This is a genomic window from Methanocorpusculum sp. (assembly GCF_030655665.1).
Lineage (GTDB): Archaea > Halobacteriota > Methanomicrobia > Methanomicrobiales > Methanocorpusculaceae > Methanocorpusculum.
On record NZ_JAUSPQ010000008.1, the window covers coordinates 291,278 to 317,516 of the forward strand.

Genomic DNA, 26,239 nt, shown 5'->3' on the forward strand with positions numbered 1-26,239 from the left:
TTTACCTCCAGGTTTTTACGGCGAGAAGAACTGCCGCGTTGTGTTCTTTTGCTGCGGAAAGCGCCTGTGACTTTGATGCGGCAAAGTTCAGGCCTCCTGACTTGCTCACGGATATTGTATGGATCGGGGAGATATCGGCGATCGTTTGACGGATCGCGTCATCCTGAAATCCCTCACAGACGGCCTTATGTTCCTCGCCGATCACGAGAACGATCTCCTTCTCGGGGACCAGCCGACGGAGATAGGCGGCCGCGGCGAGCGTGGTCTCCCGGGTCGTTCCGCTGTTTGCGTTGTCGAGGAACGGCACGCCGTCTTCAATATAATACTGCATCCTTCCTTCGATCGCAGTGAACTCTGCAAGCCTGCCCGGATCCAGTCCGAGCAGAAGACCGGCGGCCGCGGCGCATTTGAGCGGTTCGCGGTATCCGGCAAGGGTAAGGAGCGGATTTTTGAACGATCCGCCGTCCCAGGAAAGCACGTCGCCTTCCACGGATACGAGATCGTCGATGACATGCCAGCCGGCTTTCAGCGGAATACCTTTCGGGACGAGAACGGTCTTGCATTTTGCAAGGGATTCGAGTTTTGCGGCAAGGGCACTCTTCTTTCCGGCGGCGATCAGGTAATCGTCCGGGGAGGTCAGAACACCAAGGGTCCCGATCCCGGTGACTCCTGCGGAGACTTCTGCAACGAGCCATTCAGCACGCTGCGTCTTTGCCCCGCCTGCGGCGAGAAGGACGGAGGCCGGCGTGATGCTCTTTTTCCAGAGAAAGGTCCCTTCCGGATAAACATAGGTCCCTCTGCTGGTGTGAAGCACGCCTTTTGTTTCAAAAAGGGACGCGATCGCAAAAGAAGTAGTCGTTTTTCCCCGTGCACCGGTCACTTCAATGACCGTCGGCGGAAGTTCGCCGGCGAGCCGGCGGGTCATTTCATGATGGGAGATGACCGGGGTTTTTGTATCGAGGAGGGGATATGCCGGATCGAGATGGACCGGGGAGGTGATCAGATCATATTTCCGGGATGCCGCCTCTTCGGGCGTGAGACCGACGCCGCGGTAGACATCCAAAGCGTCCACATCATCGCCGTTTCGAAGAAGGGCTTCTGCAAGGATCGTTCCGCCGTGGATCGTATCGAGAACGAGGACTTTCATGCATCCTCCGGAAGTTTTTGGGCGTTCGCGGCATTTTTCAGCATAAGCTCGGCTAAAAGCGGGTCGATTCCGATCGGTTCGGCATAGACGAGAGGGATCACGCGGCCGTCAGCAAGCGTGAACGTCCCGCGTTTTTTCCCGGCTTCAAGTCCGAGGATCTTTGGAATGTCACGCAGGATATGGATCCCTTTTGCAAGGAAAAGCGGGACAACGATGAGGATCTCCAGATCCTCGCTTCGCATAAGATCAAGACCTTCGGCAACGGTCGGATTACTGTATTCAAGAAAACACGACTTGATCAGATAATCACCACCGCTATCTTCCATCATCTTTGCGGTGGTCGTGATCAACTCCTTATTATACTGAAGTCGGCTCCCATGACCGACCAACAGGAGACCTTTCGCACTCATACGTTTTGATAGGTTATTCACACACATAAATTAGTATGACTAACTATCCTTAATCGTAATATTTAGTGAGGTGGTTTACCCTAACTTCGTATGATAAAAATCGAAAGTATGAAATATGATATGATTAGTACAATCTATGTATGACATCTGCACTACCGGAGTATCTTGCCCTTCTCCATTCACAAAAGAAGGAGGACCGGCATCTTGCCGCAGAAAAACTCGGCACGATGGGGACGGCCGGGATCGACGCGGTCCGTCCTCTCTTGACCGATCCCGAGTGGAGGCTTCGGTACCGTGCGGCCGAGATCATCGGATTTACTGCAGATCCGACAGGCGTCCCGCTTCTCACCCCACTTCTTGCCGACGAAAAGGATCATGTCCGCTATATGGCAGTTAAGTCTCTCGGACGCTGCGGAACACAAGAACTCGCGCCGGTCATCTCGCCGATGCTCAATGATGAAAATCCGTTTGTCCGGCGGATCACGGTCGGGGTCCTGTCCGGCTGGAAGATATGAATAGTGATACAGACGTGTTCAGACAGGGACTTCTTCTGTTTGCGGCCAGGAATTTTAGAGAAGCAGCAGGATGTTTCACGGATGCACTGCGGAAAAATCCGGAGAACGTGAACTATTATTACTATCGGGGGGTCTGTTTTCAGGAGACCGGCGCCGCAAACGAGGCGATCTCGGATTACACGAATGCTCTCGTCCGCCAGCCGACCGCGTTCCCTATCAGATACAACAGAGCCGACCTTTTCCTGCAGTCCGGCGATTTGCAAAAGGCACGGGAGGATTTTGAAGAGATCCTCAATTCCGCAGAACCGGAAGAACCCCACTGGTCGGCACTGGCATACCTTGGACGTGGTCTGATCCGGCTCGAAGAGGGGGAGATCGAGGGGGCGATAATGGATCTCACGACCGCAGAAGATCTCGCAAAAAAGGATGGGGACAAACTGCTTCTCGCGAGGATCGGGGACGAACTCGAGAGAAGCGGGTTTTAGATTTTTTTTAGTTCATTCCTGAACGGACGATTCGTGCAAGCAGGGCGTCCATCTGGATATCGGCGTCGGCCCCTTCACTCATGCGGAAGTCGGTTTCGCCGAGGTGATCGATGAGATCGACTTTGAGCCGGCGGTCAAGGCTTTCGGAACGCGATATCTCCCGGTAGAGCTGATTCACGAGTTCGTTGGGGGCAATGCCTTTGTCATACATCAGCGCATGGAGCATGCGTTCGGCTGTTTCGAAGTCGCCTTCGAGACAGCGTGAAAGGAGCGACGTGATCTCTTCGGGTTTTGCATTCGAGGTGATGGCGTAGATGTTTTCGGCGGTGACATGATCTGAGACGATGGCGGCACCCTGGAGGGCATTGATTGCTTTTCGCATATCCCCTAAGGACACATAAGCAATGGCGAGAAATGCCCCTTCGTCGATCGTTATTCCCTCTTTTTTTGCGATCCTTGCCATTTCCTCACTGATGGCTTCATCGGTGAGGGGCCGGAACCTGTAGATCGCACACCGGGACTGGATCGGGTCGATGATCTTCGATGAGTAGTTGCATGAGAGAACAAAACGGCAGGTTTCGGCGTAGTTTTCCATGGTCCGGCGAAGAGCGGCCTGGGCGTCCTGGGTCAGGGCGTCCGCTTCATCGAGAAACAGGATCTTGAACGTTGAATCGCCCAGGGGGGCTGTTCGTGCAAACTGTTTGATCTGGTTTCTGACGACATCGATCCCGCGTTCGTCCGAGGCGTTGAGTTCGCGGAAGTTCATATTCCAGGTATCGCCGAACATCTCGCGGGCCAAAGCAACGGCACAGGTGGTCTTCCCGACGCCGGCAGAGCCGGTGAACAGGAGATGCGGAAGGGCCCGGGTCGTTACGTAGGAGCGGAGCCGTTCGACGACGTCCTGCTGACCGACGACCTCGGAAAGATTTTTGGGCCGGTATTTTTCTATCCAGATTTCGGGGGACACATCCATAATGAATGATTGTTGGATGTTAGAACCAATTAATCATTCGACAGGGGGATAAATCGGAAGCGGGGTGAGCCAACCCGCGATCGCAAATCAAAGATTTGCTCAGCTGAGGTCGGCCGCTTCGCGTCCAACCCGCCATCACACGAAATCCACGAAGAAGTGATGAAAACACGAATATCAATAATGTTTGATTTTTGGCTCATTTGTGCGGCACTTCCCCCATTTAACTTCACTAAATTATCTAAAATCAATGAAAAACACGAAAATGTTCGGTGTTAAACACTTTGAAATAGAATAAGATACATATCAATGACTTGTCACAAGACAACCAGATTTTAAATGGAGGTACATAATTATGAGTGAATTGATTTATGAAATTGATGGAAACATGGGCAAAATCCTAAAAGTTTATGAAGATAGATGTGTGATCTCAATAAAACCGAGAGTTGATGGTGCATTGTTTGGAAGGTTGATCACTGAGGATAAAGAATATTACTATTCTGATATTACGTCGGTGCAATTCAATATTCTTGGAGATGACAAAGGAATATTACAATTCGAGTATACTGGTCCTCATAGCGCAAACAAGACCAACTATGAGAAAGGTTTCATATTTGCTGCAACGGGAACAGATCAAAATAAGCAATTAAAAGAACAGATGCCCCTTATACAGGAATATATTCTGGACAGAGTGAAAGCGTATAAAGAGGGGAGAGAATAATCCCGTTATTGAGACAATAATTGACACATTACATAGAATTAATGCCCCTATTTTATAATATTTTAATTATGTGGAGATATTCAACATGCAGATCAATATCTATGTCTACACATAGATCCATTTTTCACTCAGCTATTCTCGATCCGTGTGTTTGACGTTATCTTCATAATTGTGCTGTATTTACGCCAAACACTTTGATAATAATGACATACACGTTCCCTTTAGATACTGGCTCGGGGACGAAGCGTCCACACCGCATAGTCGCAAGGCAAAGCTTTGGTCGCAAGTTTCCTTCGAAAACTTGGTCGCAAACCTTCGGTTTGCTCGGCTAAGGTTGTCGACTACGTCTCCAACCCGCCTCAGCTAAGGGCGAGCCTGTTCACAAACCTTCGGTTTGCTCTCCGACTCGGGTCTACGACCCTCGCTTGACGGCTCACCCCGCCCCCACAAATTGCCCGTTTTTCTGCATTTTTCGTAACCTATCTCTCTGAGTGAGAGCGGCATTTTTGCCCTATTCTGAGGCATTATCGCACCGCGCGGTTAGGGGTTTATATTCCTGTATGCTGATTGAGTATTATGTCAGAAAAAGACAATGTATCTGGGAATGATTTCCTGTTTAGCGATGACGAACCTCTGTATTTTTCAGGAATTGCGTACATTTTTGATGATGAACAAGTCTCTCACATTGAGGGATCGGAAGAAGCGTTTCCCCATGGCTGCGGGGCATCTGAGCTGCCTGACTATCGAAGGGACGAGATAGAGTATGTAAATATCTGTATTACACAAAAGCAGCTGAATATCATTGAAACACAGCGTAAAGAGCTCGGTATCGAGTGGGATGCCTGTATTGCCCGAATCATTGCCCGGGGATTTGCTGCAGTGGTTGCCGATGGACTGAGTACGTAACCAGAAATGCGGGGATCGGATCCCGGAGAGAATGCAGCTCTCCGGATCTTTTCCGCCCCTGTCCCCCTTTTCGTGAATTTCGTTGATTTTTGTGAGTTTCGTGTGGGGGACGGGTTGGACACTGAAAGCGGCCGACCTCAGTCGAGCAAATCTGTGATTTGCGAGTGGGACGGGGAGGGAACCTCATGTATCCCACCCAACCAATCTAATTCATTTTCGTGTTTTCGTATTTTTTTCGTGCATTTCGTGTGATGAGTGGTACCATCCAAATAATCCCTTACACCAACCCTACCCGAAGCGGCTCTCCATCTCATGAGTGGAAAATATCCCCGTCCGGTCGATTTAATGCTCCCTCACACTAAATAATAGAAGGAATGGACACACCCAATAACGGACTTCTCCCGGCATCCTGTATATTCGCCGGCGAACTCATGCATGCAGCGGAAGCGGAAATCGGATTTACGACCCCGTTCGGCATATTCTCCCCCAAAATATTTCTCATAGGCACCCTCACCGAAAAGATCCAGAGAGACGGCAAGGTCTCCTCGCTTCGCATCAGCGATCCGACCGGGGTCTTCTCCTGCTCCATGAGCTGGCAGAACACCCCTCTTCTCAAAACCGCAGACGAGATCGAGGCCCCCTCATTCGTCGCCGTATTTGGCACCGTCAGGTTCCGCAAATACGCCGGCAGAACGTTTCTCGAGATCGTTCCGGAAACCATCACGCCTTCGACCCGCGAGGCACGGGACGCCTGGATCCTGAGCACTGCCGAGTCCGCGATCTCCCGACTGGAAAAATCCCCGGCGTCCGATCTCAGGAAAGAACTTGCCGGACGGATCAATGCGGCGCTCTCCTCAGTCAGACCGGCAGGTCCAAAAGAGGAGATCACCAACGAAAAAATACTTGAAATCATCTCCGTTCTCTCCGAAAAGAAGGGAGCAAGAATACTCGACGTCATCTCCCGCCTGAAAAGCCTCGGACTCGACGATCCGTCAGCGAAGATGCGTCTTAGCATGCTGATGGAAGAAGGGGAATGCTACACCCCTACGACCGAGTTCATCAAAATCGCCTGATCATGCAGCCGGAATTTTATGCAGACGGTCCCGCGGTCCTCATTGAAAGGCAGGAGCGTTCTCTTGTGATCGCCGACCCACATTTCGGCGTCGAAGCGGACCTCCACCGGCATGGTCTGCATTTTCAGAGCGGAACCAATTCGCGTCTCGCGAGACTGCTTGCCGTCATCGAACAGGCCGATCCCGACTACCTCATCGTGCTCGGCGACCTCAAGCACATGATCCCGTATGTCACCTACCAGGAACGGATCGAAATGCCCGAGGTCCTCAGAAAGATCCGGAGAGAGACCTCATTCCGGCTCGCTCCCGGAAATCACGACACCGGTCTTGAACATTATCTCGAAAAGGGAGAACTCCTCCCGATGAACGGGGCACTCATCGACGGGACAGGCTATTTCCACGGCCATACGATCCCTGATCCATCTCTTCTGGGTCACCTGATCTTGTGCGGCCACCACCACCCGGTCGTGAACATCTACGACGCCGTCGGCTGTTCACTTCGCGGAACGCCCGGGTATCTGCTTGCCGAGATCGACCCTTCGGTCTGGGGACCGGCGCCTCTCGACCCGACCCGGGTCCTGCTCGTTCCGGCGTTCTATGAACTTGCCGGCGGGATGGACATCCGGCTGATCCCGGGCGGCAGGATCTCTCCTATAGCAAAGGCGATCTTGACCGAAACGGCCGAGGTGTTCCTGAAAGACGGAACATATGTCGCTCCGTTTGCGGAACTCCGCCCCGATCCTCTGGAGCGAGTATGACATCCGCGATACAGGAGCTCAAAGACTCGCTCCACCCAAAACTCCGGGCGGTCCTGGAAAAGCGGGGATTCGACGAATTCTCCGAGATCCAGATGAGGGCGGTCCCAGAACTCATCACCGGGATCAACGCGATTTTGATCGCCCCGACCGGAACGGGAAAAACCGAGAGTGCGATGCTGCCGGTTTTCCATCACATGCTCACGGATCCCATGCCCGAAGGATTCTCGGCTCTCTACATCACGCCGCTTCGGTCCCTCAACCGGGACATGATGAACCGGCTGGAGTGGTGGGGGGCAGAGCTTGGTCTGAAGATCTCGGTCAGGCACGGAGACACGAGTCAGACCGACCGGCGAAAACATGCGACCCATCCACCGGATCTGTTGATCACGACGCCTGAGAGCCTGCAGGCGATGATGATGGGGAAAGTGCTCCGCAAACATCTCGCGGCAGTCCGCTACGTCATCGTCGATGAAATTCACGAGCTTGCCGACGGAAAACGCGGCGCCCAGCTCTCAGTTGCGCTCGAACGGGTCGCCGAACTCGCCGGCGAGTTTCAGCGGATCGGGATCTCGGCAACCGTCGGAAACCCCGATGTCGTCGGCAGGTTCCTCTGCGGAAAACGTCCATGCACGATCGTGCAGGTCCCAGTCGCCAAAACCCTCGACCTTTCCGTAAAGTTTGCCGGCGAGTCGTTCGGGGATCAGACGAAGATGATCGACAAATGCATCGACGCCCACACCTCGACCCTCGTCTTTACGAACACCCGGAGCGTCGCCGAGGCGATAGGCCATGCTCTTCTCCCCCGCGGGGACACGGACGTTCATCACGGGTCCCTCTCACGGGAGGTCAGGGTCGATGCCGAGGATAAATTCCGTGCCGGAATGACGCGAGGCATGATCTGTACATCGTCGATGGAGCTCGGTATCGATATCGGGCAGATCGATCATGTCATCCAGTTCAACTCGCCGCGTGAGGTCGCCCGCCTCATGCAGAGGACGGGAAGGGCAGGCCATCAGATCCATGCCACCTCGAAAGGCATGATCCTTGCGACCGGGTTCGACGATATCCTGGAGTCGATGGTGATCGTCAACAAGGCGATGAGCAATCAGCCGGAGAACATCCGCCCGCACATTAATGCCGCGGATGTGATCGCGAACCAGATCGCGGCCCTCGCAGTAGAACGCGGCGAGATCGCGATCGAAAAGATCGAGCAGATCTTTTCCCGGAGCTTCTGCTTTGAAAATGCCGGGCCGCTGATCCGCGAGGTGATCGCCGGCATGGAGAAACATTACCTGATCCGGACCGAAAACGGCATGGTGATCACGAAATCCCGGGCACGGAAGTATCTCTCGCTGAATCTTTCGATGATCGCAGACGAGAAGAAGAGCATGATCTTCGATGTGGTTTCGAGAAAACCGGTCGGGACCCTGGATGAGTCCTTTGTGATCAGCTGGATCTCGTCCGGCGCCGTGTTTGTTGCGAGAGGGCGGATCTGGCGGGTCCTCGACATCGATGAGGACCGGATCATGGTCGAGCCGGCGAAGAATGCGAAAGGAGAACTCCCATCCTGGGAAGGCGAGCAGATCCCGGTTCCGTTCACGGTCGCGACCGAGGTCGGGAGACTGCGCCGTCTGCAGAACTTCGACGAGTATCGTGCGGATGAGAAGTCCGTGCTGTTTGCAAAAAAGGTCCTTTCCGAGATGAAAAAGAACCGGTCTATCACGGCGACGGATCAGCTGATCGTTCTCGAAGACTCGGACGAGGGGGTCGTGGTGAATCTGTGCGGAGGGCACAAGGTAAACGAAACGATCGGACGTGTTCTTTCGATTTTGCTCTCCGCCCGGTACGGGACCACGGTCGGGATCGAGACGAATGCCTACCGGATCCTTCTCCGGCTCCCGAAGTTTCTGCGGGCCCCGGATGTTGAAGAGGTGCTGCTTTCTCTCGAGCCGGAACATCTGGAGGCGATCCTGATGCTTGCACTCAAAAAGACGGCGCTCTATAAATGGAAACTCGTGCAGATCGCGAAGAAGTTCGGGGCGATCGACGCGGATGCGGATTATGAAAAGATCAGTATGAACCGTCTTCTCGATCTGTTCGACGGAACGGTGATCGAGAAAGAGGCGTTCCGCGAACTGTTTTTTTCGAGTATGGATGTGGAGTCTGCGAAGAACGTTGTCGCGATGCTGAAGGACCACAAGATGGAGACGAAGACGAGCCGTCTGTCGATCATCGGAGCGGAGGGACTCTTTACCGGTCGTGATGTGGTCGTGCCCCCTGGCGAGGATCAGGCGATTATCGAGAGCGTGAAACACAGACTCGATGAGCAGGATGTGATCCTTGCCTGTATGCACTGCAGGAAATGGAAGTCGAAGACGAAGGTCGCGAGAGTTCCCGATGAGCTGGTGTGTCCGGTTTGCGGTGCCCGGCTGATCGCGGCGCTGAAGCCTTACGAGGAGCCGATGTTTGCCGCTCTGAAAAAGAAGACCCTTTCAACTGAAGAGCGGGAGGCGGAGACCCGGATGATGCGGAACGCGAACATGGTCCTTTCCAGCGGGAAAAAAGCGGTCGTGGCATTGGCGGGAAGAGGGGTCGGTCCGGAAGCGGCGGCCCGGATCCTGAACACGTTTGCGAGCGGGGATAACTTTTACCGGGAGATTCTGAAGGCTGAGCGGAAGTTCGTACAGACGCACAGATACTGGGGATAAAGAAAAAAAAGGGATGAAGAAGCTTGCGGGCTTCCTTCGTTTCCGGTCAGACGAACGTCAGATCAAAGAAGAACAGATTTGCCGGATCCTGCCCTGATCTCTGATTTGTTGCGCCAAACTGATAGGTTCCTGCTTTTTCCGCAGTAACATACCACACATATGTTCCGCCGGCGCCGACAAGGCCCGTGGTATTATCGGTGATGTAATCGTCCTTGAGAACGGTCAGTCCGGACTCAGGCGAGGCGGTCCAGTAATAGCCGGTTGTCGGGTTTCCGTCAGTGCAGATCTTCACGACCTCTCCGGCTTTCGGATTGACCACGCCGTTAAACAGTACGGTCAGCATTACGTCTCCTGCAGGGTCATCGCCCTCTGCCTCGGAAAACACCAAGGTCTGGGTCGTGGTGTAGATCGGGTCGACATCCGTTTCCCAGGGTCGTTCATATCCTGCTTTGAATGTATAGCTCCCGGCCTTTTCGGCAGTGATCGTATAATACTGGCAGCCTCCCCCGCCGGCCCATCCTTCGGGAACAGGCGTTGCCTTATACTCATCTTTGACGATCAATCCTTCACTTCCGAGAACGGTCCAGCCATATCCGGTGGTTGGATTTGACGGGAGAATATACGTCATCGACGCATTTACCGGGATCATCATTCCTTCTTTTTGGACCGTTACGGTCAAAACAGGATCATCGATATTCACAGGAACTTCCGGAGATATGCAGCCTGCTGCAAAAATGCAGATGATAAGTGTACATGCTCCGATAATCAACAGTTTCATTCTGTTCATGATGAATGATAGAACAGCCTGATATAAGTATTTTTTTAGAAAAAAGAGGGGGAGGTTACTCGTCGAGAACCTTGCTTGTCAGATCGAGCGGTAAAAGGTACTCGCCGTTTCTGTATGCACGCATGTTTCCACCGGAGATCTCATCGATTAAAACGACCTGATTGCCGATCTTACCGAACTCGAACTTGATGTCGTAGAGTTCGATGTTCTTCTTTGCGAGCTCTTCTTTCATGATGGTACCGATCTTCTGGGTGAGAACTTTAAGGCTCTCATAATCCTCGGGGGACATGATGCCCAGAATTTCAAGTGCATCTTTGGTTACTGGCGGGTCTTCGCGTGCATCATCTTTGAATGTTGTCTCGACGAATGCCGGCAGAGGGGCTGCCTCTTCAATGTAGTCGCCATAGCGGCGGTAGAAGCTGCCTACTGCACGGAATCTGCAGATGATCTCGAGTCCCTTGCCGAATGTCTTGGCAGGTTTTGCGGTCATCGTTACATTCTCGATGTCTGCACTGATGAAGTGGGTAGGGACCCCTTTTGCATTCAGGATCTCCATGAAGTACTGAGTTAATCTAAGACCAGCACGTCCGGCACCTTCAATAGTCGGGCCAACTGTGTTCATCCCTGGATCGAATACCCCATCAGCACCAGTACAGTTATCCTTAAATTTCAGCAGATAGTTCCCATCTTCTTGTGAGAATACATCCTTTGTTTTGCCGGTGTATACCAATTTCATGGTACTCATATGTTGTAACTGACCACGTATAATATTGATGCTACATGACAACAAGTAACACGCTGTCAGGGGTTATTTGTGGTACGGTTCGCCATGCAGGATACGAAACGCGCGATAGATCTGTTCGAAGAGGATCAGCCTGCACATGGTATGAGTAAAGGTCATCTGTGATAGGGATACCTTTTTTTCAACCGATCTGAGCAATTCCGGCGACAGACCAAGGGGTCCGCCGATGATAAAACAGATATTCTTCCCGGATAATTTCGCCTCGCGAAAGATCCCGGAAAACGCTTCGCTCGAAAGAGAGAGCCCATACGGATCAAGAGCTAACGTGGAGAATCCCTCTTTCACATTTGCGAGGATAAGCTCCCCTTCTTTCTCTTTTACGCGGATCTCTTCCGATGCCGAGGCATTTTCCGGGATCTTCACCTCGGCAAGTTCCGTGATGAATATTTTCCCGTAGGGACGCAGACGTTTTTCAAACTCGGCAATGCCTGCGGAAATATACGCGTCTTTGATCTTTCCGATGCAGAGGATCTGGACCTGCATCTACTCCTCTGCGGATATTTCGGGGTCCTGACTGATCTCCGAGAGCTGAATGATCCGGTCGTAGTAGGTCACTGCTTCTTTGAGTCTGCCGACAGACTCAAGCGACCGTGCTTTCAGATGCATGGCGGGCATGTGATCCTGATCGGTTTTCAGGATATGATCAGCTGCTTTTTCCGCCATATCGAATCTGCTCTGCTGGAGATAGATGATCCCGCGGCAGAAGTTTACATCAGGATCTTTACATCCTGCTGCCTCTGCTTTGTCGAATGCTGCAAGTGCTTCGGTCGGATGGCCGGTGACCATCTGCATAAATCCAAGGCCGGAAAGCACATACGGATTTTTCGGATCTGCCTGTGCCGCAGTCGTCATGTCGCTCACGATATCCTTTGGCTCGCCGATCTTGATCGAGGCAAGGGCTTTTTCGATATGGAGCAGACTGTTTCTCGGGTATTTTCCAATCAGTTTGTCATAGGATCTGATCGCTTCGGGATATTTTCCCATCCGTGAAAGCATCTCGGCATAGCCGAAAAGAGCGGCGACGTTTTCCGGGTCTTTGAGGGTCAGCTCGGCGTACTGTTTGAGTGCGTCTTCCGTTCTTCCAATGTTTGCAAGAGATGCCGCATACATGGATCTGATATTCTGGTCATGCGGACGAAGAGCCAGCATCCCGGCACAGGCTTCTGCGGCCTCTTCATCTCTTCCAAGGAATCTGAGAGCTTCTGCTCGCAGACGGCGGGTGACAATGTCATCCGTGTTTGATTCGAGCAGAAGATCATACCCGGAGAGTGCCTCTTCGTATTCACCTCTCATACTATAGATCGAGGCAAGTTTCCTGACAACATCAGAATTTGGAACACCTGCATTGAGATATTTTGCATAGACCTCGAGGACCTCATCATACTTCTGCAGCTGCGCAAGGATATCTGCGAGTTCAAGCAGGGCTTTTGTGTTGGTTTCGTCGATATCGGTCAGATGCCGCAGGACTTTTGCCGCATCTTCGAGTCTGCCGAGGTTTACGTATGCCGCTCCTTTGTCGAACAAAGCCGGGGAATGTTCGGGTGCACGCTCGAGGCACTGGTCCATGTATTCGATACAGAGTTTGAACTCGCCTTTGAGCAGGTGAACATGTCCGATCGAGTAAAGATTATGGATGTTATCAGGGTCTGTTTTGAGGGCTGCAGTATAGCAGTCCTGTGCCTGATCGAGCCGGTCGACCGATCTGCAGAGGTCTCCGCCGAGTGTCAAAAGACCTATTCTTCCTTCTCCATTGGATAATGCAACTAAAGCCGCATCTGCCGCCTCTTCGTTTAGACCGAGATCGGCGCAGAGTGTTGTGACATGCGTTGCCGCTCCAGCAATGTCGGGGTGGTCGGTCATGATCCTGATATAGGTCTCTGCAGCTGCCTGACTCTGTCCCGCTGCTGCCTGGACCCTTCCAAGATCAAGGAGGATCCCCGGGTGATCCGGCAGGATCTCGTCTGCAGAGGCAAACGCTTCCACGGCTTTTTCATACTCGCCAAGCATTTCATATGCGGATCCAAGACCGATGAATGCCGCCGGCGTATTGGCGGATAAGATCGCGGCGTTCTGATAATGGATGACTGCCTCCTCATAATTTCCGGCAGAGGCTGCTGCTTCTCCCGCGAGCAGGGTAATCGTGATGTCCCTGGGCTGATACTCTTCGCTTAACAGAAGTTCAGCAATTTCCTGTGCCTCGGCATATCTCCCGGTCCCGCTGCAGGCTTTAAGGAGACCGATGTAGGCAAGCGTGTTTTCCGGAGATTCCTCGACGAGTTTTTTCCATGATCCGGCAGCTTCTCTGTATTTGCCGGCAAGCATCATGGACGCGGCATGCTGCTCCATGGCTGCGATATTTTCAGGGGATTTTGCAAGAACCCGTGCCGCTGCATCCCCGGAGTACTGATACCGCCCGAGTCCTGCAAGACATCTGCTGTGCAGAAGTTCCATGTCGAGCCTTGCTGGAGAATGGCTCAGCACAACGCCGGCGGCTTTGTCGGCTTCGCCATATCGACCGAGTGCTGCAAGGGCGTATCCCTGCATAGAGAGAAGCCCTTCGTTCACGACGCCGACCTCGACTTTGACCTGCTCTTTTTTAGAAGACGCACTGTCAAATAAGTCCAGTTCGCTGTCCTCGAACCATTTCATTTTCGCAGGCGAGGGTCCGCTGGCGCCGAGTTTACTCATCTTCTCGAAACTTTCGAGCGCCTCTTTGTATTTCCCGGAAAGGTACTCGGCACAGCCTTTCATGTACCAGACGGCATTATTTGTCTGATTCAGGTGGATGTATTCGACGAACGCCTGAACGGCACGCCTGAACTCACCGTTCAAAAACGAGATGGTCCCAAGCAGATACCAAAGTTCGGCATTCGCATAGCCTTTTGCCAATACCTTTTCAAGCTGGATCGCGGCTTCTTTCCCGTTTCCGTCCCAGTAAAATGACAATGCTCGACGAACTGTGATGGTGATGTCATCTCCTGATGTGTAATGCTGGATCATGCCGTAGGCAGCACTTGCGTTCTTAAAGTTTCCGAGGCTTTCTTCGAGTCGTGCCCGGCGGTACCAGCCGACCACATCATTCTCGGAAAGATTCGCATATCGTTTCAGCGCTCCCTCGACATCTCCCGTCATCTCGCAGCAGAACGCAGCATTGGAGGCCATCTCGGATCTTCCAAGAGAGGAGGAGAGATCGTCATATACTGAGCGTGCTTCGGCAAACATCCCGCTTCGCATCAAAAGATCGGCATAACGGATCCGGTATTGTACATTTCCCGGAAAATGGGAGATCAGCTGTGAACAGACTGCAGCGGCTTCCCGGTATTTTCCTGAGTGCAGGAGCCACTCGCATTTCTTATCTTTGAGGTATATCTCGCTTTCCGGGAGAACGACATGTCCCATGGCAGAGAGTGCCTCTTCGTATTTTCCTGCATCCCCGAGCAGAATGGCAAGTGATGTCCAGGCATGGAAATCATTCGGGTCGAGTTCCACCGTTTTGGCATATGATCGGGAGGCGGCATCGAATTTCTGGTTCAGGCGCTGACAGGCCGCAAGTCTTTTCCAGAGATTTGCAGAACCAGGCTCTAATTCAAGTGCTTTTGTGAAATGCTGGGTCGCGTCGTCATACATTCCTTTTTCGTATGCCTGTTCTCCGCGTGCTATCCATGGGTTCTGTTTATCATTTTTGCCGAAAAGACCGCCAATATCTACCATTCCATCCTCCTGATACTCTGTTTAAACTATTTCAACCCAGTGAATATAAAGCCTATCTGTGAAACATCGGTGCCAGAAACGTTTGGACTTTATAGAACAAGACACAATAGATTTACTATGGATTCCCGTGAAACTGACAAAGATCTGCGTGATGCACAGAATTTGCCGTATGACCCGGACACACTCCGAAGAATCAATGAGCATCCCTGTTATAGTCAGGACGCCCGACATGCGTTCGGCCGGTGTCATGTAGCCGTTGCGCCGAAATGCAATATCCAGTGTAATTACTGCGTCAGGGATTACGACTGCGTCAATGAGTCACGCCCGGGTGTTGCGAGCGAGATCCTCGCACCTGGGGACGCTTTGGAGCGGATCGATGAAGTCGTTGCCCGGATGAAACATATTAAAGTCGTGGGGATCGCAGGACCAGGAGATCCGCTTGCAAACGAGGAGACGTTTGAGACGCTTCACCTTGTCCACGAAAAGTATCCTGACGTGATCTTGTGCATCAGCACAAACGGTCTGCTTCTTCCGGAAAAGATCGATCTTCTGGAAAAGTATGGGGTCAGAAATATCACGGTCACCCTGAATGCGATCGACCCCTCAATAGGCGAGAAGATCTACTCGTTCGTTGAGTATCAGGGGAAAAAGTATCACGGGCGTGAAGCTGCTGAAATTCTGCTGAAAAACCAGCTCCTCGGTATCGAAGAGGCGGTAAAACGCAAGATGCTCGTGAAGATCAATACCGTGTACATTCCCGGCGTAAACGACGAGCATATCCCTGAGATCGCAAAAAAGGTCGGAGCCATGGGAGTGTTCAACTTCAATATCATCCCGCTGATCCCCCAGTATAAATTCAAGGACGTTGTTCCGCCGACCAATGCAGACAAGACACGGATGCACGAGCTTTGTGCACCGTATGTTCGTCAGATGCGTCATTGTCAGAGATGCAGGGCAGACGCGGTCGGAATTCTGGGCAAGGATGTCCAGAACGAATTCGGCTGCTGCGGTAAAGGCGACGGTTCCGGGAAAGGATGCAGCGGCGAGTGATCCATTTTTCGGAAATGGCTCCCTGGCCCCTTTCTATTTTTCGGGCGTATTTGCTTTTTTTCTTCCGTTCGTTTCCTCTCTACCCCAACAATTAAAGCCTTTACCTACTAATAATAATGTACCTTACATACACCCGCCCCACGCTTCACAGGTTTGGCGGACAAAAACGGTTAGATGGGGAATCTGGAAATCTTCCCATTATATAACAATGATATCAAAAATACCGGCAGAGCCCAAGGCTACGGAAAAGTCTGTGAGGCTCTCAACACTCTCGGGTATATTCTATCCAAAAAATGAGCCTGAGCTGAAGGAGCTTTTATCTGCTCTTTTTGCATCTACGGTGACGTCTGTTTCGGATCCATACGGGATACTCGTCCCTCATGCAGGGTATATTTATTCGGGACAGACGGCAGCATGCGGGTATGCAAAGATCTCTCCTGCATTTGCCGGGACCTTTGTTCTGATCGGTCCAAGCCACACGGGAGTGGACACCTCCACCTCGGATATGATCTGGGAAACGCCGATTGGAAACGTCCTCCCGGATCTTGATTTCATCGAAGCCCTGAGTTCATCCGTACCGGTGGATAATGATCTGATCTCGATAAAGGAGAACTCTCTCGAAGTTCAGATACCCTTCATCCGGTATAGGTTCCCGAAGGCCAAAATCGTCCCGATCCTGATGGGCGATCAGTCCCCACGCGGAGCAGAACGGGTCGCTCAGGCGGTTTTGTCTGCTGCCAAGACGACAGGGATCCGCCCGATCATCATCGCATCAGGCGACGGTTCGCATTATGTTCAGGCAAAAATCGCCGAGCAGAATGACTTAACGGTCCTTGCAGCCATACGAAATCTAGACACGTCCGCCTTCTATGATGCACTGTCGAGACTTCGTCCCTCCATGTGCGGATTCGGCTGTATTGCCGCAATGGCAGAGATTTGTGCATCGTTCGGCGCAAAAGAAGCCCGTGTTATTTTATATCAGACATCCGGGGATGTCACTGGCGATTTGACCGAAGTCGTAGGATATGCTGCCATGGAAGTGGTCTGAAATGGCAACATGGAGTGCTCCCGGCAAAGTCATTCTCTTTGGAGAACATTCGGTTGTTTACGGAAAACCTGCCATCGCGATGGCGATTAAACCCCGCGTTCAGGTCACCGTCCGTCATTCAAAATATTATCAGAAACCAAACTCCCCGTACATCTCGGAATGCTTCCGGCTCACCGATGTGAAAGGCAGCGTGTATGTCAGATCCCAGCTGCCAAGCGCGTCCGGTCTCGGCTCTTCTGCGGCCGTTACGGTAGCAACGCTTTTTGCCATCAATGATGAATTCGAGCTTGGCTACACCCGCGAAGAAGTCGGCGATCTTGCCTTCGAGGTGGAAAAGGCGACCCAAGGAGGGCGTGCCAGTGCGACCGACACGTATGTTTCGACATTCGGCGGCCTGGTCTTTATCCGCGGTAGTGAAAAACGCCGTCTTCTTCCCCCGCAGAATCTCTCGATCGTGATCGGCAACTCGCTTATCTCGCACAACACCGCGGAGATGGTGGAAAAAGTTGCTGAGCTCAGACGGACCTCGCCCGTCATTGCAAACGGGATCATGGATGCTATCGGCGGCGTGACCATGGAAGCCATGCACAATCTTGAAAATCCTAAAGAGCTGGGGGTTCTGATGAACCGGAACCATGCTCTTCTCGACGCACTAGGTGTGGGTCACCCGGTTTTATCCCAGCTTGTTCTTGCGGCCCGGAATGCCGGCGCATACGGAGCAAAACTTTCAGGAGCCGGCGGAGGAGGATGTATCTGGGCATTATGCTCAAAGGGTTCCCGCAATCGGGTGGCAGGGGCAATCGAAGACTGCGATGCCCGCCCGATAACCACTTCCATTGACACTGAAGGAGCACGGAGGGAAAAAGATGAGTGAACCTGTCATCATCAAACTCGGCGGAAGCATCGTAACGAAAAAATCCGAAGACGGCATCGTCGATTCAGCAAAGATCAAACTCCTTGCTGAGCAGATCGCGCCGTTTGCCGGGAAATTCCCCCTCATCATCGTCCACGGGGCAGGTTCATGCGGCCATCCCGAGGCAAAAGCCTATGATATCCCGGGCGGGGTCACGAAAGCAAACGCCGCAGGTATTTTTGTTACGCACACGGCGGTTTCCAAGCTCAACCGCTCGGTCGTTGCCTCGCTTCGTGAAGCCGGCATGGAAGCCGTCTCTCTCCATCCGTTCGGCTGCTGTCTTGCAGAAGACGGACGACTCGTCTCTGCCGGCGTTTCGCAGATCAACGAAATGCTTGCACTCGGGCTCGTCCCGGTTCTGCACGGCGATGTGGTTATGGACACAAAACGCGGCGCCTGTATCATATCCGGCGATCAGATCGTTCCCTACCTTGCCGTCAACCTCGGCGCAAAACGTGTCGGCATCGCGACCGATGTCGGCGGCGTTCTTTCGAACGGCGAGGTGATCCCGGAGATCAACCGGACGAACGTCGGTAAAATCGATCTCGGCGGTTCGTCGAGCACCGACATAACCGGCGGCATGCGTGGAAAGATCAATGAACTTCTCCTTCTCGCCGATGAAGGAATCGACTCGCACATTTTCGCCGCGAACCGTGTGGCGGATTTCCTCTTTGGAAAAAATTACGGCGGGACCCTGGTAAGAAAATGACCCCTGATAAACGTACATCATCAAGAAAACTGGATCATCTGCGTCTCTGCAGTGAAACCGACGTAACCGCCGGCAGTGCTGGATTTGAAGACGTCATTCTTGTACACAATGCATTACCCGAATGTGATCTTGACAGGATCGACCTCTCCGTCGATTTCCTTGGAAGAAAACTCTCCTCGCCCCTCTTCATCTCCGCAATGACCGGCGGTCACCCTGACACCAAAGAAGTGAACCGGGTCTTAGGGTCTGCTGCGGAAAAATACGGTCTTGCGATGGGTGTAGGTTCCCAGCGTGCGGCTCTCGAAAATCCCGATCTTGCTGATAGTTTCAGTGTTGTGAGAGACGCCGCACCGCATGCATTTCTGTGTGGAAATCTTGGTGCGGTTCAGCTGGTCAACCATGGTATGGAATGGGTCGATGCCGCGGTCGACATGATTGATGCCGATGCACTCTGTATTCACTTAAACTTTCTTCAGGAAGCCATCCAGCCGGAAGGCGACCACAATGCGACCGCATGCCTTCGCGCCATCTCACAGGTCTGTAAAGAAGCAAATGTTCCTATAATCGTAAAAGAGACCGGATGCGGTATTTCGTCAGAAGTTGCCGCCCGGCTTTTCGATGTCGGTGTTTCAGCTGTAGACACCGGCGGATACGGCGGTACGTCGTGGGCAAAGATCGAGGGTGCCCGTGCACAGAAACGGGATGCTGCCGGTGATAAGACCCTGATCGGGTTGGGGGATTCTCTCATAACATGGGGAATACCTACCGCGGTCAGCGTTTTTGAGGTAGCGAAGGTGAGTAAAGGGCCGGTCATTGCTACAGGCGGGTTGAAGACCGGTCTCGATATTGCAAAAGGGATCGTGCTAGGTGCAACGCTTGGAGGGATGGCTTTATCCCTCCTTGACCCGGCTCTTGCCGGCGAAGAAGCCTTGGGATCTGCAATAGACACAATTCACACGGAACTCTCTGCTGCAATGTTCCTCTGCGGGGCAAAAGATATTTCCTCCCTTTCCAAGGTCAGGTATTACCTCTTAGGGGACATCAGGCAGATGATTCGGACATAAAAAAATCAGGAAACATAATATGGTAGACATAGAAGTTATAGCCGTTGGCGGATACAACGAGGTCGGGAGAAACATGACCGCGGTCCGTGTCGGCAAAGAAATCGTCATTTTTGACATTGGATTATATCTGGACCCGATAACGGGCAGCAACAACGTGGATATGGAGAATATGCACTCTCTGGATCTTATCCAGATGGGCGCCATTCCCGATGACACGGTAATGAACTCGGTCGAAGGGACCGTAAAAGCGATCGTATGTACGCACGGTCACCTTGACCACATCGGTGCGATCCAGAAACTCGCTCACCGGTATAACTGCCCGATCATCTCGACACCCTACACGAACGAGCTGATCAAACAGCAGATCGAAGGCGAACGCAAATTCACGGTGATGAACAAGACCTTTGCGCTCAAAGCAGGCGGAAAATATACCATTTCCCAGACCCTGACCTTAGAGTTCATCCGAGTTCAGCACAGTATCATCGATTCGGTAATGGCAGTTCTCCATACCCCGGTCGGCTGCGTCGTGTATGCAAACGATTTCAAGTTCGATATGACGCCGGTGATCGGCGAAGCTCCCGACCTCGCCCGTATGCGTGAGATCGGCAAACAAGGCGTCAAGGTCCTGATCGTTGAATCCCTGAACCTTGATGACCGCGGATACTCTCCAAGCGAACAGGTTGCCCGTCTTCGGGTCCGTGACGCGATCATGCGGTGTGAGGACGATAAAAATGCCGTCATTGTCTCTACGTTCGCTTCGCAGATCGCGAGGATCAAGACCATCACCGAGTGTGCCCGTGAGATCGATCGGATCCCGGTCCTTCTCGGACGCAGTATGGAGAGGTACAACACCACTGCCGAGGTCCTGAAGCAGGTCGCCTTCCCGCAGGGGACAAGTATCTACGGAAACAGAAAAACCACTGACCGTATGCTCCGCCGCGTTCTCAAAGAAGGCAAGGACAAGTTCCTTCTCGTTGCGACCGGTCACCAGGGTGAACCAGGATCCATGCTTTCCCGGATCGCATTAAATGAGACCCCTCTCAAAATCGAGAAGGGCGACAAGGTCCTGTTCTCGGCAAACATCATCCCGACGCCGACCAACTATGCCCAGCGTGCCGAGGTCGACCGCCTTCTGATCCGGCAGGGTGCCCGGATCTTCGACGGACTCCACGTTACGGGTCACGCCTACTATCAGGAGCATTACGATCTCCTTTCCATGCTGAATCCAGAACACATCATCCCGTCCCACGGTCCGTTCTCAATGAAAGCGGGTCATGTGACGCTTGGTTCTGAGTTTGGATACGCACTGAACAAAGAGATCCACATTATGCAGAATGGAGACCGCCTGGTCCTTCCCAAATGAGATGATCCTATGAAACTTGATGAATATCTGAAAACTGTTGCCGCCAAAGTCAATATGGAGGCGGACGAGTATAGTAAAGCGGTCGACACGACCCTGCAGAAAGCAGCGTCCCATCTCCTTGTGGGGGGAGGAAAACGTCTTCGCCCGGCACTCGTGCTTCTCTCGGCAGACGCGGTCCGGAGTGGTGCGTCGGAAGATATTTTTCAGGCAGCCCTTGCGCTGGAATGGACACACACCTTCACCCTAGTCCATGATGATATCATGGATGGGGATTCTCTCCGCCGCGGCAGACCGACGGTCCATGTTGTTTGGAACGAAGCTACCGCAATTTTGGCGGGCGATGTTCTGTATGCGAATGCATTTGAACATCTCTGCTGTGTGAAAAAAGCGACGGCAGAATCCAAAGTCATCGCCGTCCAGATGCTTGCCCACTCCTGTCATGAACTCTGCGAAGGTCAGCAGGAGGATGTATCCTTCGAGACGAGATCGGATGTGACCCTGGAAGAATACCTCTCAATGGTCCGGAAAAAGACCGGTGTCCTCTATGCGGCCGCCGCCGGGATCGGGGCAGCCCTTGCAGGTGGAGATATCAAGCAGATCTCTGCTCTGTATACACTCGGTCTTAACACCGGTATCGCATTCCAGATCCAGGATGATATCATCGATCTTCTCGCGCCATCTGAAGTCTCCGGCAAAGATCAGGGCTCTGATCTCCGGGAAAACAAACAGACCATCCTTGCGATCCTTGCCCGCGACGGAGGCATCGACCTCTCCGCTTACCATAAGCCTGACCTTTCGAAAGAGGAGATCGCCGATGCGATCCGTCTTCTTGAGACGTCCGGTGTTCTGGACAAAGCCCGCGGCATTGCCGAAAAACTCATCACGGACTCCAAAGCCGGCCTCTCTGTCCTTCCGGATTCGGAAGCAAAGACGCTGATCCTGGAGATGGCGGACTTCTTCATTGCAAGAGGCTACTAACTTATTCTTTTTTTTGGCGGACTGCCCGTAGGGGTGGTCTTAGCTGAGCAAATCTCTGATTTGCGAACGTGCGCCGATTCGCGGTTGGTTTTTCTCATGTGTCCACACTCATCCCAACTACTTCCTTCTCAGAGCTTACCTATCTCCCCATCCTTCCACTCCTGTCCCACTTTTCGTGCATTTCGTGTGATGGCGGGGTGGACGCTGAAAGCGGACGACCTTAGCTGAGGCGGATCGACGGCGCAGCCGGCGATTTTAGCGGAGCAAATCTTTGATTTGCGATCAAGGCAAATGCCTTGCGAGAATGCGCTCATCAAAAAGAATCCCGTACACGAAATCGAAAAATATCGGCTAAGGTCGCCCCTACGGGTCGTCTGCTTCGCTTCGCTCGCATCCAACCCGCCACTCGCAAGTTTCCTTCGAAAACTTGGTCGCAAGTCTATCGACTTGCTCCGCTGAGGCTACCCCTACGTGGCAGCCCGCCTCCGCTGAGGGCGAGCCTGTTCGCAAACCTTCGGTTTGTCTCCGACTCGGGTCTACGACCCTCGCTTGACGGCTCACCCCGCCACTCGCAAGTTTCCTTCGAAAACTTGCTCAGCTAAGATCGCCGGCTGCGCCGTCGATCCGCCCCCTAAATTCATGTCATATCACGTCCAAATACTACCCCATGAAGTTTTCGCGGGAAATTGAACTTCGGGGCCACATTGTAGATTCCGGCATCCTTGCCAAGGTCATGGATACCGTCGTCGAATACAATGGTGATTTTGAAACGGAAGAGTTCACATTAGGCCGACTGAAGACGGATCCAAGTTATGCCAGGATGCAGATATCTGCAGAGACCCCGGAGCAGCTGAGCACGCTGATAAGCGAGCTTCGCCGTTTAGGTGTCCTTGTATCCGGAGAAGCGGAAGTAGAGCTCGTCTCGGTCATAAAAGCAAAGGTCGCACCGGAAGAGTTCTACTCTACGACCAATCACCCGACCTATGTCCATTATCAGGACATCTGGATTTCAGTTGACAATATGAAAATGGATGCCCTGATCTCGGTCGATACGAAAAATATGACGGCAAAATGTGTCGTGCAGGGCAAACTTCTGCCCGGAGACACCGTCGTCGTCGGCGAAGAAGGCGTGCGGGTCGACTTCCCTGAGCGTCCGCGTGAGATCGGCGTTTTCGAGTTTATGGGCGGCAATGTCTCCTCTGAGAGACCCAGCCGAACCATCATCAGCCGGATCGCAAAAGAGCTCCTCTGGGTCAAATCCACCGGGAAAAAAGTCGCTCTCGTCGGCGGACCCGCGATCGTCCACACCGGGGCAGGGGACGCGGTGGCCTCGATGATCCGTGAAGGATATCTGGATGTCATCTTTGCCGGCAACGCTCTTGCGACGCACGACCTTGAGAGCAGCATCTTTGGCACATCGCTTGGGATGAACCTTGCGACCGGCGAACTCGTGAGCGGAGGACACCGACATCACCTCTATACCATCAATAAGATCATGAACGCCGGCTCGATCCGTGCCGCCGTCGAATCGGGACTCGTTACCCGCGGGATCATGTATGAATGTATCAAAAACGATGTGCCCTTTGTGCTTGCCGGCTCGATCCGTGATGACGGTCCCCTGCCTGACGTTATCCAGAACGTCATGGAGTCCCAGGATGCCATGCGCCGGCATATCCCCGAGTTAGGGATGGTTTTGATGGTGGCAACCCTCCTGCACTCCGTTGCGGTCGGAAATCTGCTCCCCTCTCATGTCAAAACCATCTGCGTGGATATTAATCCTGCGTCCGTCACAAAACTTATGGACCGCGGGACCTCTCAGGCAATCGGGCTGATCAGCGATGCCGGAACGTTTATGCCGCTCCTTTTAGAAGAGTTGAGAAATCAGTCGAAACGCTGATTCTCTGAGTATTTTTGAGGGGAACTCTTCCCTCATCTTCCCCTTTCTTTGTCCGGGTCAGGTGAACTTCAACACGAGTACCTTCAGCAGTTTCACCGTTCCGTCCGTGAAGATCCCCCGCAGTCCTACATTTCTGGTTCCCGTGATCTGTACGGCCACTCCCGAATAGACGATCTCTCTCTCTCCTTTGGGCACATCCTGTATCACCGGAGAATATCCTTCGATTTCCAGAGAGATCTGTACGAGTTCATCGACTCTCCCTCCCTCATAGATCGTCACGATGATATCATTTCCCGATATTGCGGCATGCATCAGGACATCAGGATCATCAAGAGATTGATCTACAATAAAGGTTGCTCCAAAGAGTAACCCTGCAAGGGAACCTGCCAGGATCAGCATAATGGTTATGATCAGGAATACCGCCATCAATAATCGCCTGTCTTTTGGACTGCGTTTCTTATAGCGAATTACCATATCAGCTCACCCTAGAATGATCAGACTGCCGACATAGGTAGAGGCGTCTGCCGGTTCGACGTAGATCATTACATGTTCTTCTTCGTTAGTGGGTGGGATCTCCACAAGACCGTACATTACTCCTCCGCCTGCCTGGGCAAGGGATATGATCTCGCGTGTTATCGACATCCCAAATGAATTTGTAATACCCAGCTGATCTGTACCCGTCATCTCCGGGTTCAGCGCATCGGCAAGGTCCGTTCCGTTTTCCGTGACCGCAAACGGGTACAATCCAGGGATATGCAGTTCACTCTCCGGGTCCTTGATCATGTCTATGACAGACTCGATCCCTTCGGCTTGTGCCAGATATTTCATGTTTCGCACCTGATACGTCAGATGCTCCCGCTCGGTCCAGTCAATATATTGAGCCTGAGATAAGGGGTTGTCCTGGATATATATGCCCGAGCCGATGAGCCAGGAATCATCCACCTGCATTACATAGGACAGTTTATACTCCTGAGCATAGTTGTGATCCGGGTTTGGATACAGATAACAAACATATCCTCCGCCCTGCTCGGATCTCGCGATAACTCTCTGCACTGCCTTTACTCCGTTCGCGTCCTCCATGAACCATCGATTGCTCCCAACAAGACCTGGCTGGTAAGGAAGCGCCAGTACCTCCCCATCCATATCATAGGCGAATATATACATCTCGCCGTCAATGAACTCGCCGTTTGGATCATTGAATGCGGCAAGAGCCTGCTCTTTTCCCACCTTCTGGGCATACACATACGCCTTCTCGACAAAGGCTTTCAGCTCCTCAGTGGTCGGTGTGTTCGTGGTTTCGTTTGTGGTCTTCGTTAGAGCATTGTCGGTAATAACCATCCGCCATTCCATGCCGTATCCTGGATACACCGTGTTCCATACCGCATTGGTCTGGACGAGATTTACCCACGAAGTATCATAGAAAAAGTACGAGACATTTCCCGACGGATTTTCGCAGATGGTTTTCGCTGCGTACTGGGTGGAACTGCTTTGATAAAGAGCATCGGTGAGTATGTTGCGGCCGATCTCTTCTGTGTCCTGATCATATATCTGAAGCCCGTTGTTTTCGGTCACCCATATCGTGTAGCCGTATGAGGTTCTCAGATATTCATTGATCCCTGAGAAGAGATCCCATGTATTGATCCCGACTCGCAGCGTTCCGTTATAGTTTCCCTCAGTATCGTACACTGCAGTGGTGATCGTAACGCCGTTATCTCCGTTAAGTAAACGTGAATATCCTGATACGATACACTGTGATCCGGCAGCTTTGAAATCCTCTTCGGTATAATGGTTCGTTGCCCTGCTGACGCCGATCTCCATGGTTTTACCCAGGTCCTCAGTTGAGGCGATGAGTATCTCATTTGTGTCGAACAGTGTTGCCTCATACGAGTACGGGACATCGCGTCTCAGTTTGAGCAGGGCAAGGTCGACCGCGGGGTCATCGACCGACACGCCGTCAAGTTCCCGAGCGGTATTCCATACTAAACAGCATGTCTGCTCCATCTCTTTGCTGATCATATAGACCAGCGGATAGAGCGTAGTATTCATATCGCTGATCTGTTCAGCAGAAATCGGTTCCAGTTCAGCGGTGTTTTCTGCGGTAATGCACCCCGAGGTAAAAATGAAAAAGAGCAATATACCGATAATTCCGATCATCACAACTGTATGTTGTTTCATTTTTTTTGTACCTGGGTCTTGATAATGAACATTGTGGGGGGAATGTTCT

The 26,239-nt window shown here is 52.4% G+C and carries 24 protein-coding genes; 15 read left to right on the top strand and 9 right to left on the bottom strand.

What is annotated here, in order from left to right:
* Nucleotide 1: 1 nt before the first annotated feature.
* Complete coding sequence (gene cfbE / locus Q7J08_RS07645; protein ID WP_304911094.1) at nt 2-1,147, bottom strand: coenzyme F430 synthase; 1,146 nt, start codon at nt 1,145-1,147, stop codon at nt 2-4.
* On the bottom strand, nt 1,144-1,557 hold the full coding sequence (gene cfbA, locus Q7J08_RS07650; RefSeq protein WP_304911095.1) for a sirohydrochlorin nickelochelatase: 414 nt from the start codon (nt 1,555-1,557) through the stop codon (nt 1,144-1,146). The genes cfbE and cfbA overlap by 4 nt, the downstream gene beginning before the upstream one ends.
* A gap of 140 nt (nt 1,558-1,697) precedes the next feature.
* Between cfbA and Q7J08_RS07655 the strand changes: the two genes are divergently transcribed.
* Both Q7J08_RS07655 and Q7J08_RS07660 read left to right on the top strand, forming a co-directional pair.
* On the top strand, nt 1,698-2,072 hold the full coding sequence (locus Q7J08_RS07655; RefSeq protein WP_304911096.1) for a HEAT repeat domain-containing protein: 375 nt from the start codon (nt 1,698-1,700) through the stop codon (nt 2,070-2,072).
* A complete protein-coding gene (locus Q7J08_RS07660; RefSeq protein ID WP_304911097.1) occupies nt 2,069-2,557 on the top strand; it encodes a tetratricopeptide repeat protein in 489 nt (162 codons plus the stop codon). Before Q7J08_RS07655 ends, Q7J08_RS07660 begins: the two co-directional genes overlap by 4 nt.
* A gap of 7 nt (nt 2,558-2,564) precedes the next feature.
* On the opposite strand, the gene Q7J08_RS07665 is transcribed toward Q7J08_RS07660, so the two are convergent.
* The gene (locus tag Q7J08_RS07665) at nt 2,565-3,530 is read right to left on the bottom strand and encodes a replication factor C small subunit (protein ID WP_304911098.1); all 966 of its coding nucleotides are present in this window, start codon (nt 3,528-3,530) and stop codon (nt 2,565-2,567) included.
* A 352-nt stretch (nt 3,531-3,882) separates the two neighbouring features.
* Here Q7J08_RS07665 and Q7J08_RS07670 point away from each other — a divergent pair, with 352 nt between their 5' ends.
* From Q7J08_RS07670 to Q7J08_RS07690, 5 genes are all read left to right on the top strand, one after another.
* Complete coding sequence (locus Q7J08_RS07670) at nt 3,883-4,248, top strand: hypothetical protein (protein WP_304911099.1); 366 nt, start codon at nt 3,883-3,885, stop codon at nt 4,246-4,248.
* A gap of 576 nt (nt 4,249-4,824) precedes the next feature.
* Nucleotides 4,825-5,154 (top strand): hypothetical protein, encoded by a 330-nt coding sequence (locus Q7J08_RS07675; RefSeq protein ID WP_304911100.1) that lies wholly within the window; start codon nt 4,825-4,827, stop codon nt 5,152-5,154.
* 374 nt (nt 5,155-5,528) lie between these two features.
* Nucleotides 5,529-6,227 (top strand): hypothetical protein, encoded by a 699-nt coding sequence (locus Q7J08_RS07680; RefSeq protein ID WP_304911101.1) that lies wholly within the window; start codon nt 5,529-5,531, stop codon nt 6,225-6,227.
* Nucleotides 6,228-6,229: 2 nt separating this feature from the next.
* Nucleotides 6,230-6,985: a metallophosphoesterase gene (locus Q7J08_RS07685; protein ID WP_304911102.1), complete on the top strand. Its 756-nt coding sequence runs from the start codon at nt 6,230-6,232 to the stop codon at nt 6,983-6,985.
* Nucleotides 6,982-9,693: a DEAD/DEAH box helicase gene (locus tag Q7J08_RS07690; protein WP_304911103.1), complete on the top strand. Its 2,712-nt coding sequence runs from the start codon at nt 6,982-6,984 to the stop codon at nt 9,691-9,693. Before Q7J08_RS07685 ends, Q7J08_RS07690 begins: the two co-directional genes overlap by 4 nt.
* 46 nt (nt 9,694-9,739) lie before the next feature.
* Here the strand turns inward: Q7J08_RS07690 and Q7J08_RS07695 are convergent, their stop codons facing one another.
* The 4 genes from Q7J08_RS07695 to Q7J08_RS07710 all read right to left on the bottom strand — a co-directional run bounded on the left by Q7J08_RS07695 (nt 9,740) and on the right by Q7J08_RS07710 (nt 14,993).
* Nucleotides 9,740-10,471, bottom strand: a complete 732-nt coding sequence (locus Q7J08_RS07695; RefSeq protein WP_304911104.1) for a protease inhibitor I42 family protein — start codon at nt 10,469-10,471, stop codon at nt 9,740-9,742.
* A 64-nt stretch (nt 10,472-10,535) separates the two neighbouring features.
* A complete protein-coding gene (locus Q7J08_RS07700; protein WP_304911105.1) occupies nt 10,536-11,216 on the bottom strand; it encodes a phosphoribosylaminoimidazolesuccinocarboxamide synthase in 681 nt (226 codons plus the stop codon).
* 72 nt (nt 11,217-11,288) lie between these two features.
* A complete protein-coding gene (locus Q7J08_RS07705) occupies nt 11,289-11,765 on the bottom strand; it encodes a 23S rRNA (pseudouridine(1915)-N(3))-methyltransferase RlmH (protein ID WP_304911106.1) in 477 nt (158 codons plus the stop codon).
* Nucleotides 11,766-14,993 carry a tetratricopeptide repeat protein gene (locus Q7J08_RS07710; RefSeq protein ID WP_304911107.1) on the bottom strand — a complete coding sequence of 1,076 codons (3,228 nt, stop codon included), beginning with the start codon at nt 14,991-14,993 and terminating at the stop codon, nt 11,766-11,768. It lies immediately after the preceding gene.
* A 117-nt stretch (nt 14,994-15,110) separates the two neighbouring features.
* Here Q7J08_RS07710 and nifB point away from each other — a divergent pair, with 117 nt between their 5' ends.
* From nifB to Q7J08_RS07750, 8 genes are all read left to right on the top strand, one after another.
* The gene (gene nifB / locus Q7J08_RS07715) at nt 15,111-16,043 is read left to right on the top strand and encodes a nitrogenase cofactor biosynthesis protein NifB (protein WP_304911108.1); all 933 of its coding nucleotides are present in this window, start codon (nt 15,111-15,113) and stop codon (nt 16,041-16,043) included.
* Between the two features lie 208 nt (nt 16,044-16,251).
* Complete coding sequence (gene amrB, locus Q7J08_RS07720) at nt 16,252-17,091, top strand: AmmeMemoRadiSam system protein B (RefSeq protein ID WP_304911109.1); 840 nt, start codon at nt 16,252-16,254, stop codon at nt 17,089-17,091.
* A 1-nt stretch (nt 17,092) separates the two neighbouring features.
* Nucleotides 17,093-17,965 carry a mevalonate kinase gene (mvk, locus tag Q7J08_RS07725; RefSeq protein WP_304911110.1) on the top strand — a complete coding sequence of 291 codons (873 nt, stop codon included), beginning with the start codon at nt 17,093-17,095 and terminating at the stop codon, nt 17,963-17,965.
* Nucleotides 17,958-18,713, top strand: a complete 756-nt coding sequence (locus tag Q7J08_RS07730) for an isopentenyl phosphate kinase (protein WP_304911111.1) — start codon at nt 17,958-17,960, stop codon at nt 18,711-18,713. Before mvk ends, Q7J08_RS07730 begins: the two co-directional genes overlap by 8 nt.
* A complete protein-coding gene (fni, locus tag Q7J08_RS07735; RefSeq protein WP_304911112.1) occupies nt 18,710-19,777 on the top strand; it encodes a type 2 isopentenyl-diphosphate Delta-isomerase in 1,068 nt (355 codons plus the stop codon). The genes Q7J08_RS07730 and fni overlap by 4 nt, the downstream gene beginning before the upstream one ends.
* Nucleotides 19,778-19,796: 19 nt before the next feature.
* Nucleotides 19,797-21,140, top strand: coding sequence for an RNase J family beta-CASP ribonuclease (locus Q7J08_RS07740; RefSeq protein ID WP_304911113.1), 1,344 nt, complete (start codon nt 19,797-19,799; stop codon nt 21,138-21,140).
* A gap of 9 nt (nt 21,141-21,149) precedes the next feature.
* Complete coding sequence (locus tag Q7J08_RS07745; RefSeq protein WP_304911114.1) at nt 21,150-22,118, top strand: polyprenyl synthetase family protein; 969 nt, start codon at nt 21,150-21,152, stop codon at nt 22,116-22,118.
* A 667-nt stretch (nt 22,119-22,785) separates the two neighbouring features.
* Nucleotides 22,786-24,015: a TIGR00300 family protein gene (locus tag Q7J08_RS07750; RefSeq protein WP_304911115.1), complete on the top strand. Its 1,230-nt coding sequence runs from the start codon at nt 22,786-22,788 to the stop codon at nt 24,013-24,015.
* Nucleotides 24,016-24,072: 57 nt separating this feature from the next.
* Here the strand turns inward: Q7J08_RS07750 and Q7J08_RS07755 are convergent, their stop codons facing one another.
* Together Q7J08_RS07755 and Q7J08_RS07760 are read right to left on the bottom strand one after the other, a co-directional pair.
* On the bottom strand, nt 24,073-24,489 hold the full coding sequence (locus Q7J08_RS07755; RefSeq protein WP_304911116.1) for a hypothetical protein: 417 nt from the start codon (nt 24,487-24,489) through the stop codon (nt 24,073-24,075).
* A 6-nt stretch (nt 24,490-24,495) separates the two neighbouring features.
* On the bottom strand, nt 24,496-26,190 hold the full coding sequence (locus tag Q7J08_RS07760; RefSeq protein WP_304911117.1) for a cache domain-containing protein: 1,695 nt from the start codon (nt 26,188-26,190) through the stop codon (nt 24,496-24,498).
* Nucleotides 26,191-26,239: the final 49 nt, after the last annotated feature.

Coding starts and splice junctions, on each gene's coding strand:
- Q7J08_RS07750 (WP_304911115.1), top strand. CDS start 22,786: ATGAAGTTTTCGCGGGAAATTGAACTTCGGGGCCACATTGTAGATTCC.
- nifB (WP_304911108.1), top strand. CDS start 15,111: ATGGATTCCCGTGAAACTGACAAAGATCTGCGTGATGCACAGAATTTG.
- cfbE (WP_304911094.1), bottom strand. CDS start 1,147: ATGAAAGTCCTCGTTCTCGATACGATCCACGGCGGAACGATCCTTGCA.
- mvk (WP_304911110.1), top strand. CDS start 17,093: ATGGCAACATGGAGTGCTCCCGGCAAAGTCATTCTCTTTGGAGAACAT.
- Q7J08_RS07695 (WP_304911104.1), bottom strand. CDS start 10,471: ATGAAACTGTTGATTATCGGAGCATGTACACTTATCATCTGCATTTTT.
- Q7J08_RS07760 (WP_304911117.1), bottom strand. CDS start 26,190: ATGAAACAACATACAGTTGTGATGATCGGAATTATCGGTATATTGCTC.
- cfbA (WP_304911095.1), bottom strand. CDS start 1,557: ATGAGTGCGAAAGGTCTCCTGTTGGTCGGTCATGGGAGCCGACTTCAG.
- amrB (WP_304911109.1), top strand. CDS start 16,252: ATGATATCAAAAATACCGGCAGAGCCCAAGGCTACGGAAAAGTCTGTG.
- Q7J08_RS07670 (WP_304911099.1), top strand. CDS start 3,883: ATGAGTGAATTGATTTATGAAATTGATGGAAACATGGGCAAAATCCTA.
- Q7J08_RS07710 (WP_304911107.1), bottom strand. CDS start 14,993: ATGGTAGATATTGGCGGTCTTTTCGGCAAAAATGATAAACAGAACCCA.
- Q7J08_RS07655 (WP_304911096.1), top strand. CDS start 1,698: ATGACATCTGCACTACCGGAGTATCTTGCCCTTCTCCATTCACAAAAG.
- Q7J08_RS07745 (WP_304911114.1), top strand. CDS start 21,150: ATGAAACTTGATGAATATCTGAAAACTGTTGCCGCCAAAGTCAATATG.
- Q7J08_RS07660 (WP_304911097.1), top strand. CDS start 2,069: ATGAATAGTGATACAGACGTGTTCAGACAGGGACTTCTTCTGTTTGCG.
- Q7J08_RS07740 (WP_304911113.1), top strand. CDS start 19,797: ATGGTAGACATAGAAGTTATAGCCGTTGGCGGATACAACGAGGTCGGG.
- Q7J08_RS07730 (WP_304911111.1), top strand. CDS start 17,958: ATGAGTGAACCTGTCATCATCAAACTCGGCGGAAGCATCGTAACGAAA.
- Q7J08_RS07700 (WP_304911105.1), bottom strand. CDS start 11,216: ATGAAATTGGTATACACCGGCAAAACAAAGGATGTATTCTCACAAGAA.
- fni (WP_304911112.1), top strand. CDS start 18,710: ATGACCCCTGATAAACGTACATCATCAAGAAAACTGGATCATCTGCGT.
- Q7J08_RS07675 (WP_304911100.1), top strand. CDS start 4,825: ATGTCAGAAAAAGACAATGTATCTGGGAATGATTTCCTGTTTAGCGAT.
- Q7J08_RS07685 (WP_304911102.1), top strand. CDS start 6,230: ATGCAGCCGGAATTTTATGCAGACGGTCCCGCGGTCCTCATTGAAAGG.
- Q7J08_RS07680 (WP_304911101.1), top strand. CDS start 5,529: ATGGACACACCCAATAACGGACTTCTCCCGGCATCCTGTATATTCGCC.
- Q7J08_RS07755 (WP_304911116.1), bottom strand. CDS start 24,489: ATGGTAATTCGCTATAAGAAACGCAGTCCAAAAGACAGGCGATTATTG.
- Q7J08_RS07665 (WP_304911098.1), bottom strand. CDS start 3,530: ATGGATGTGTCCCCCGAAATCTGGATAGAAAAATACCGGCCCAAAAAT.
- Q7J08_RS07705 (WP_304911106.1), bottom strand. CDS start 11,765: ATGCAGGTCCAGATCCTCTGCATCGGAAAGATCAAAGACGCGTATATT.
- Q7J08_RS07690 (WP_304911103.1), top strand. CDS start 6,982: ATGACATCCGCGATACAGGAGCTCAAAGACTCGCTCCACCCAAAACTC.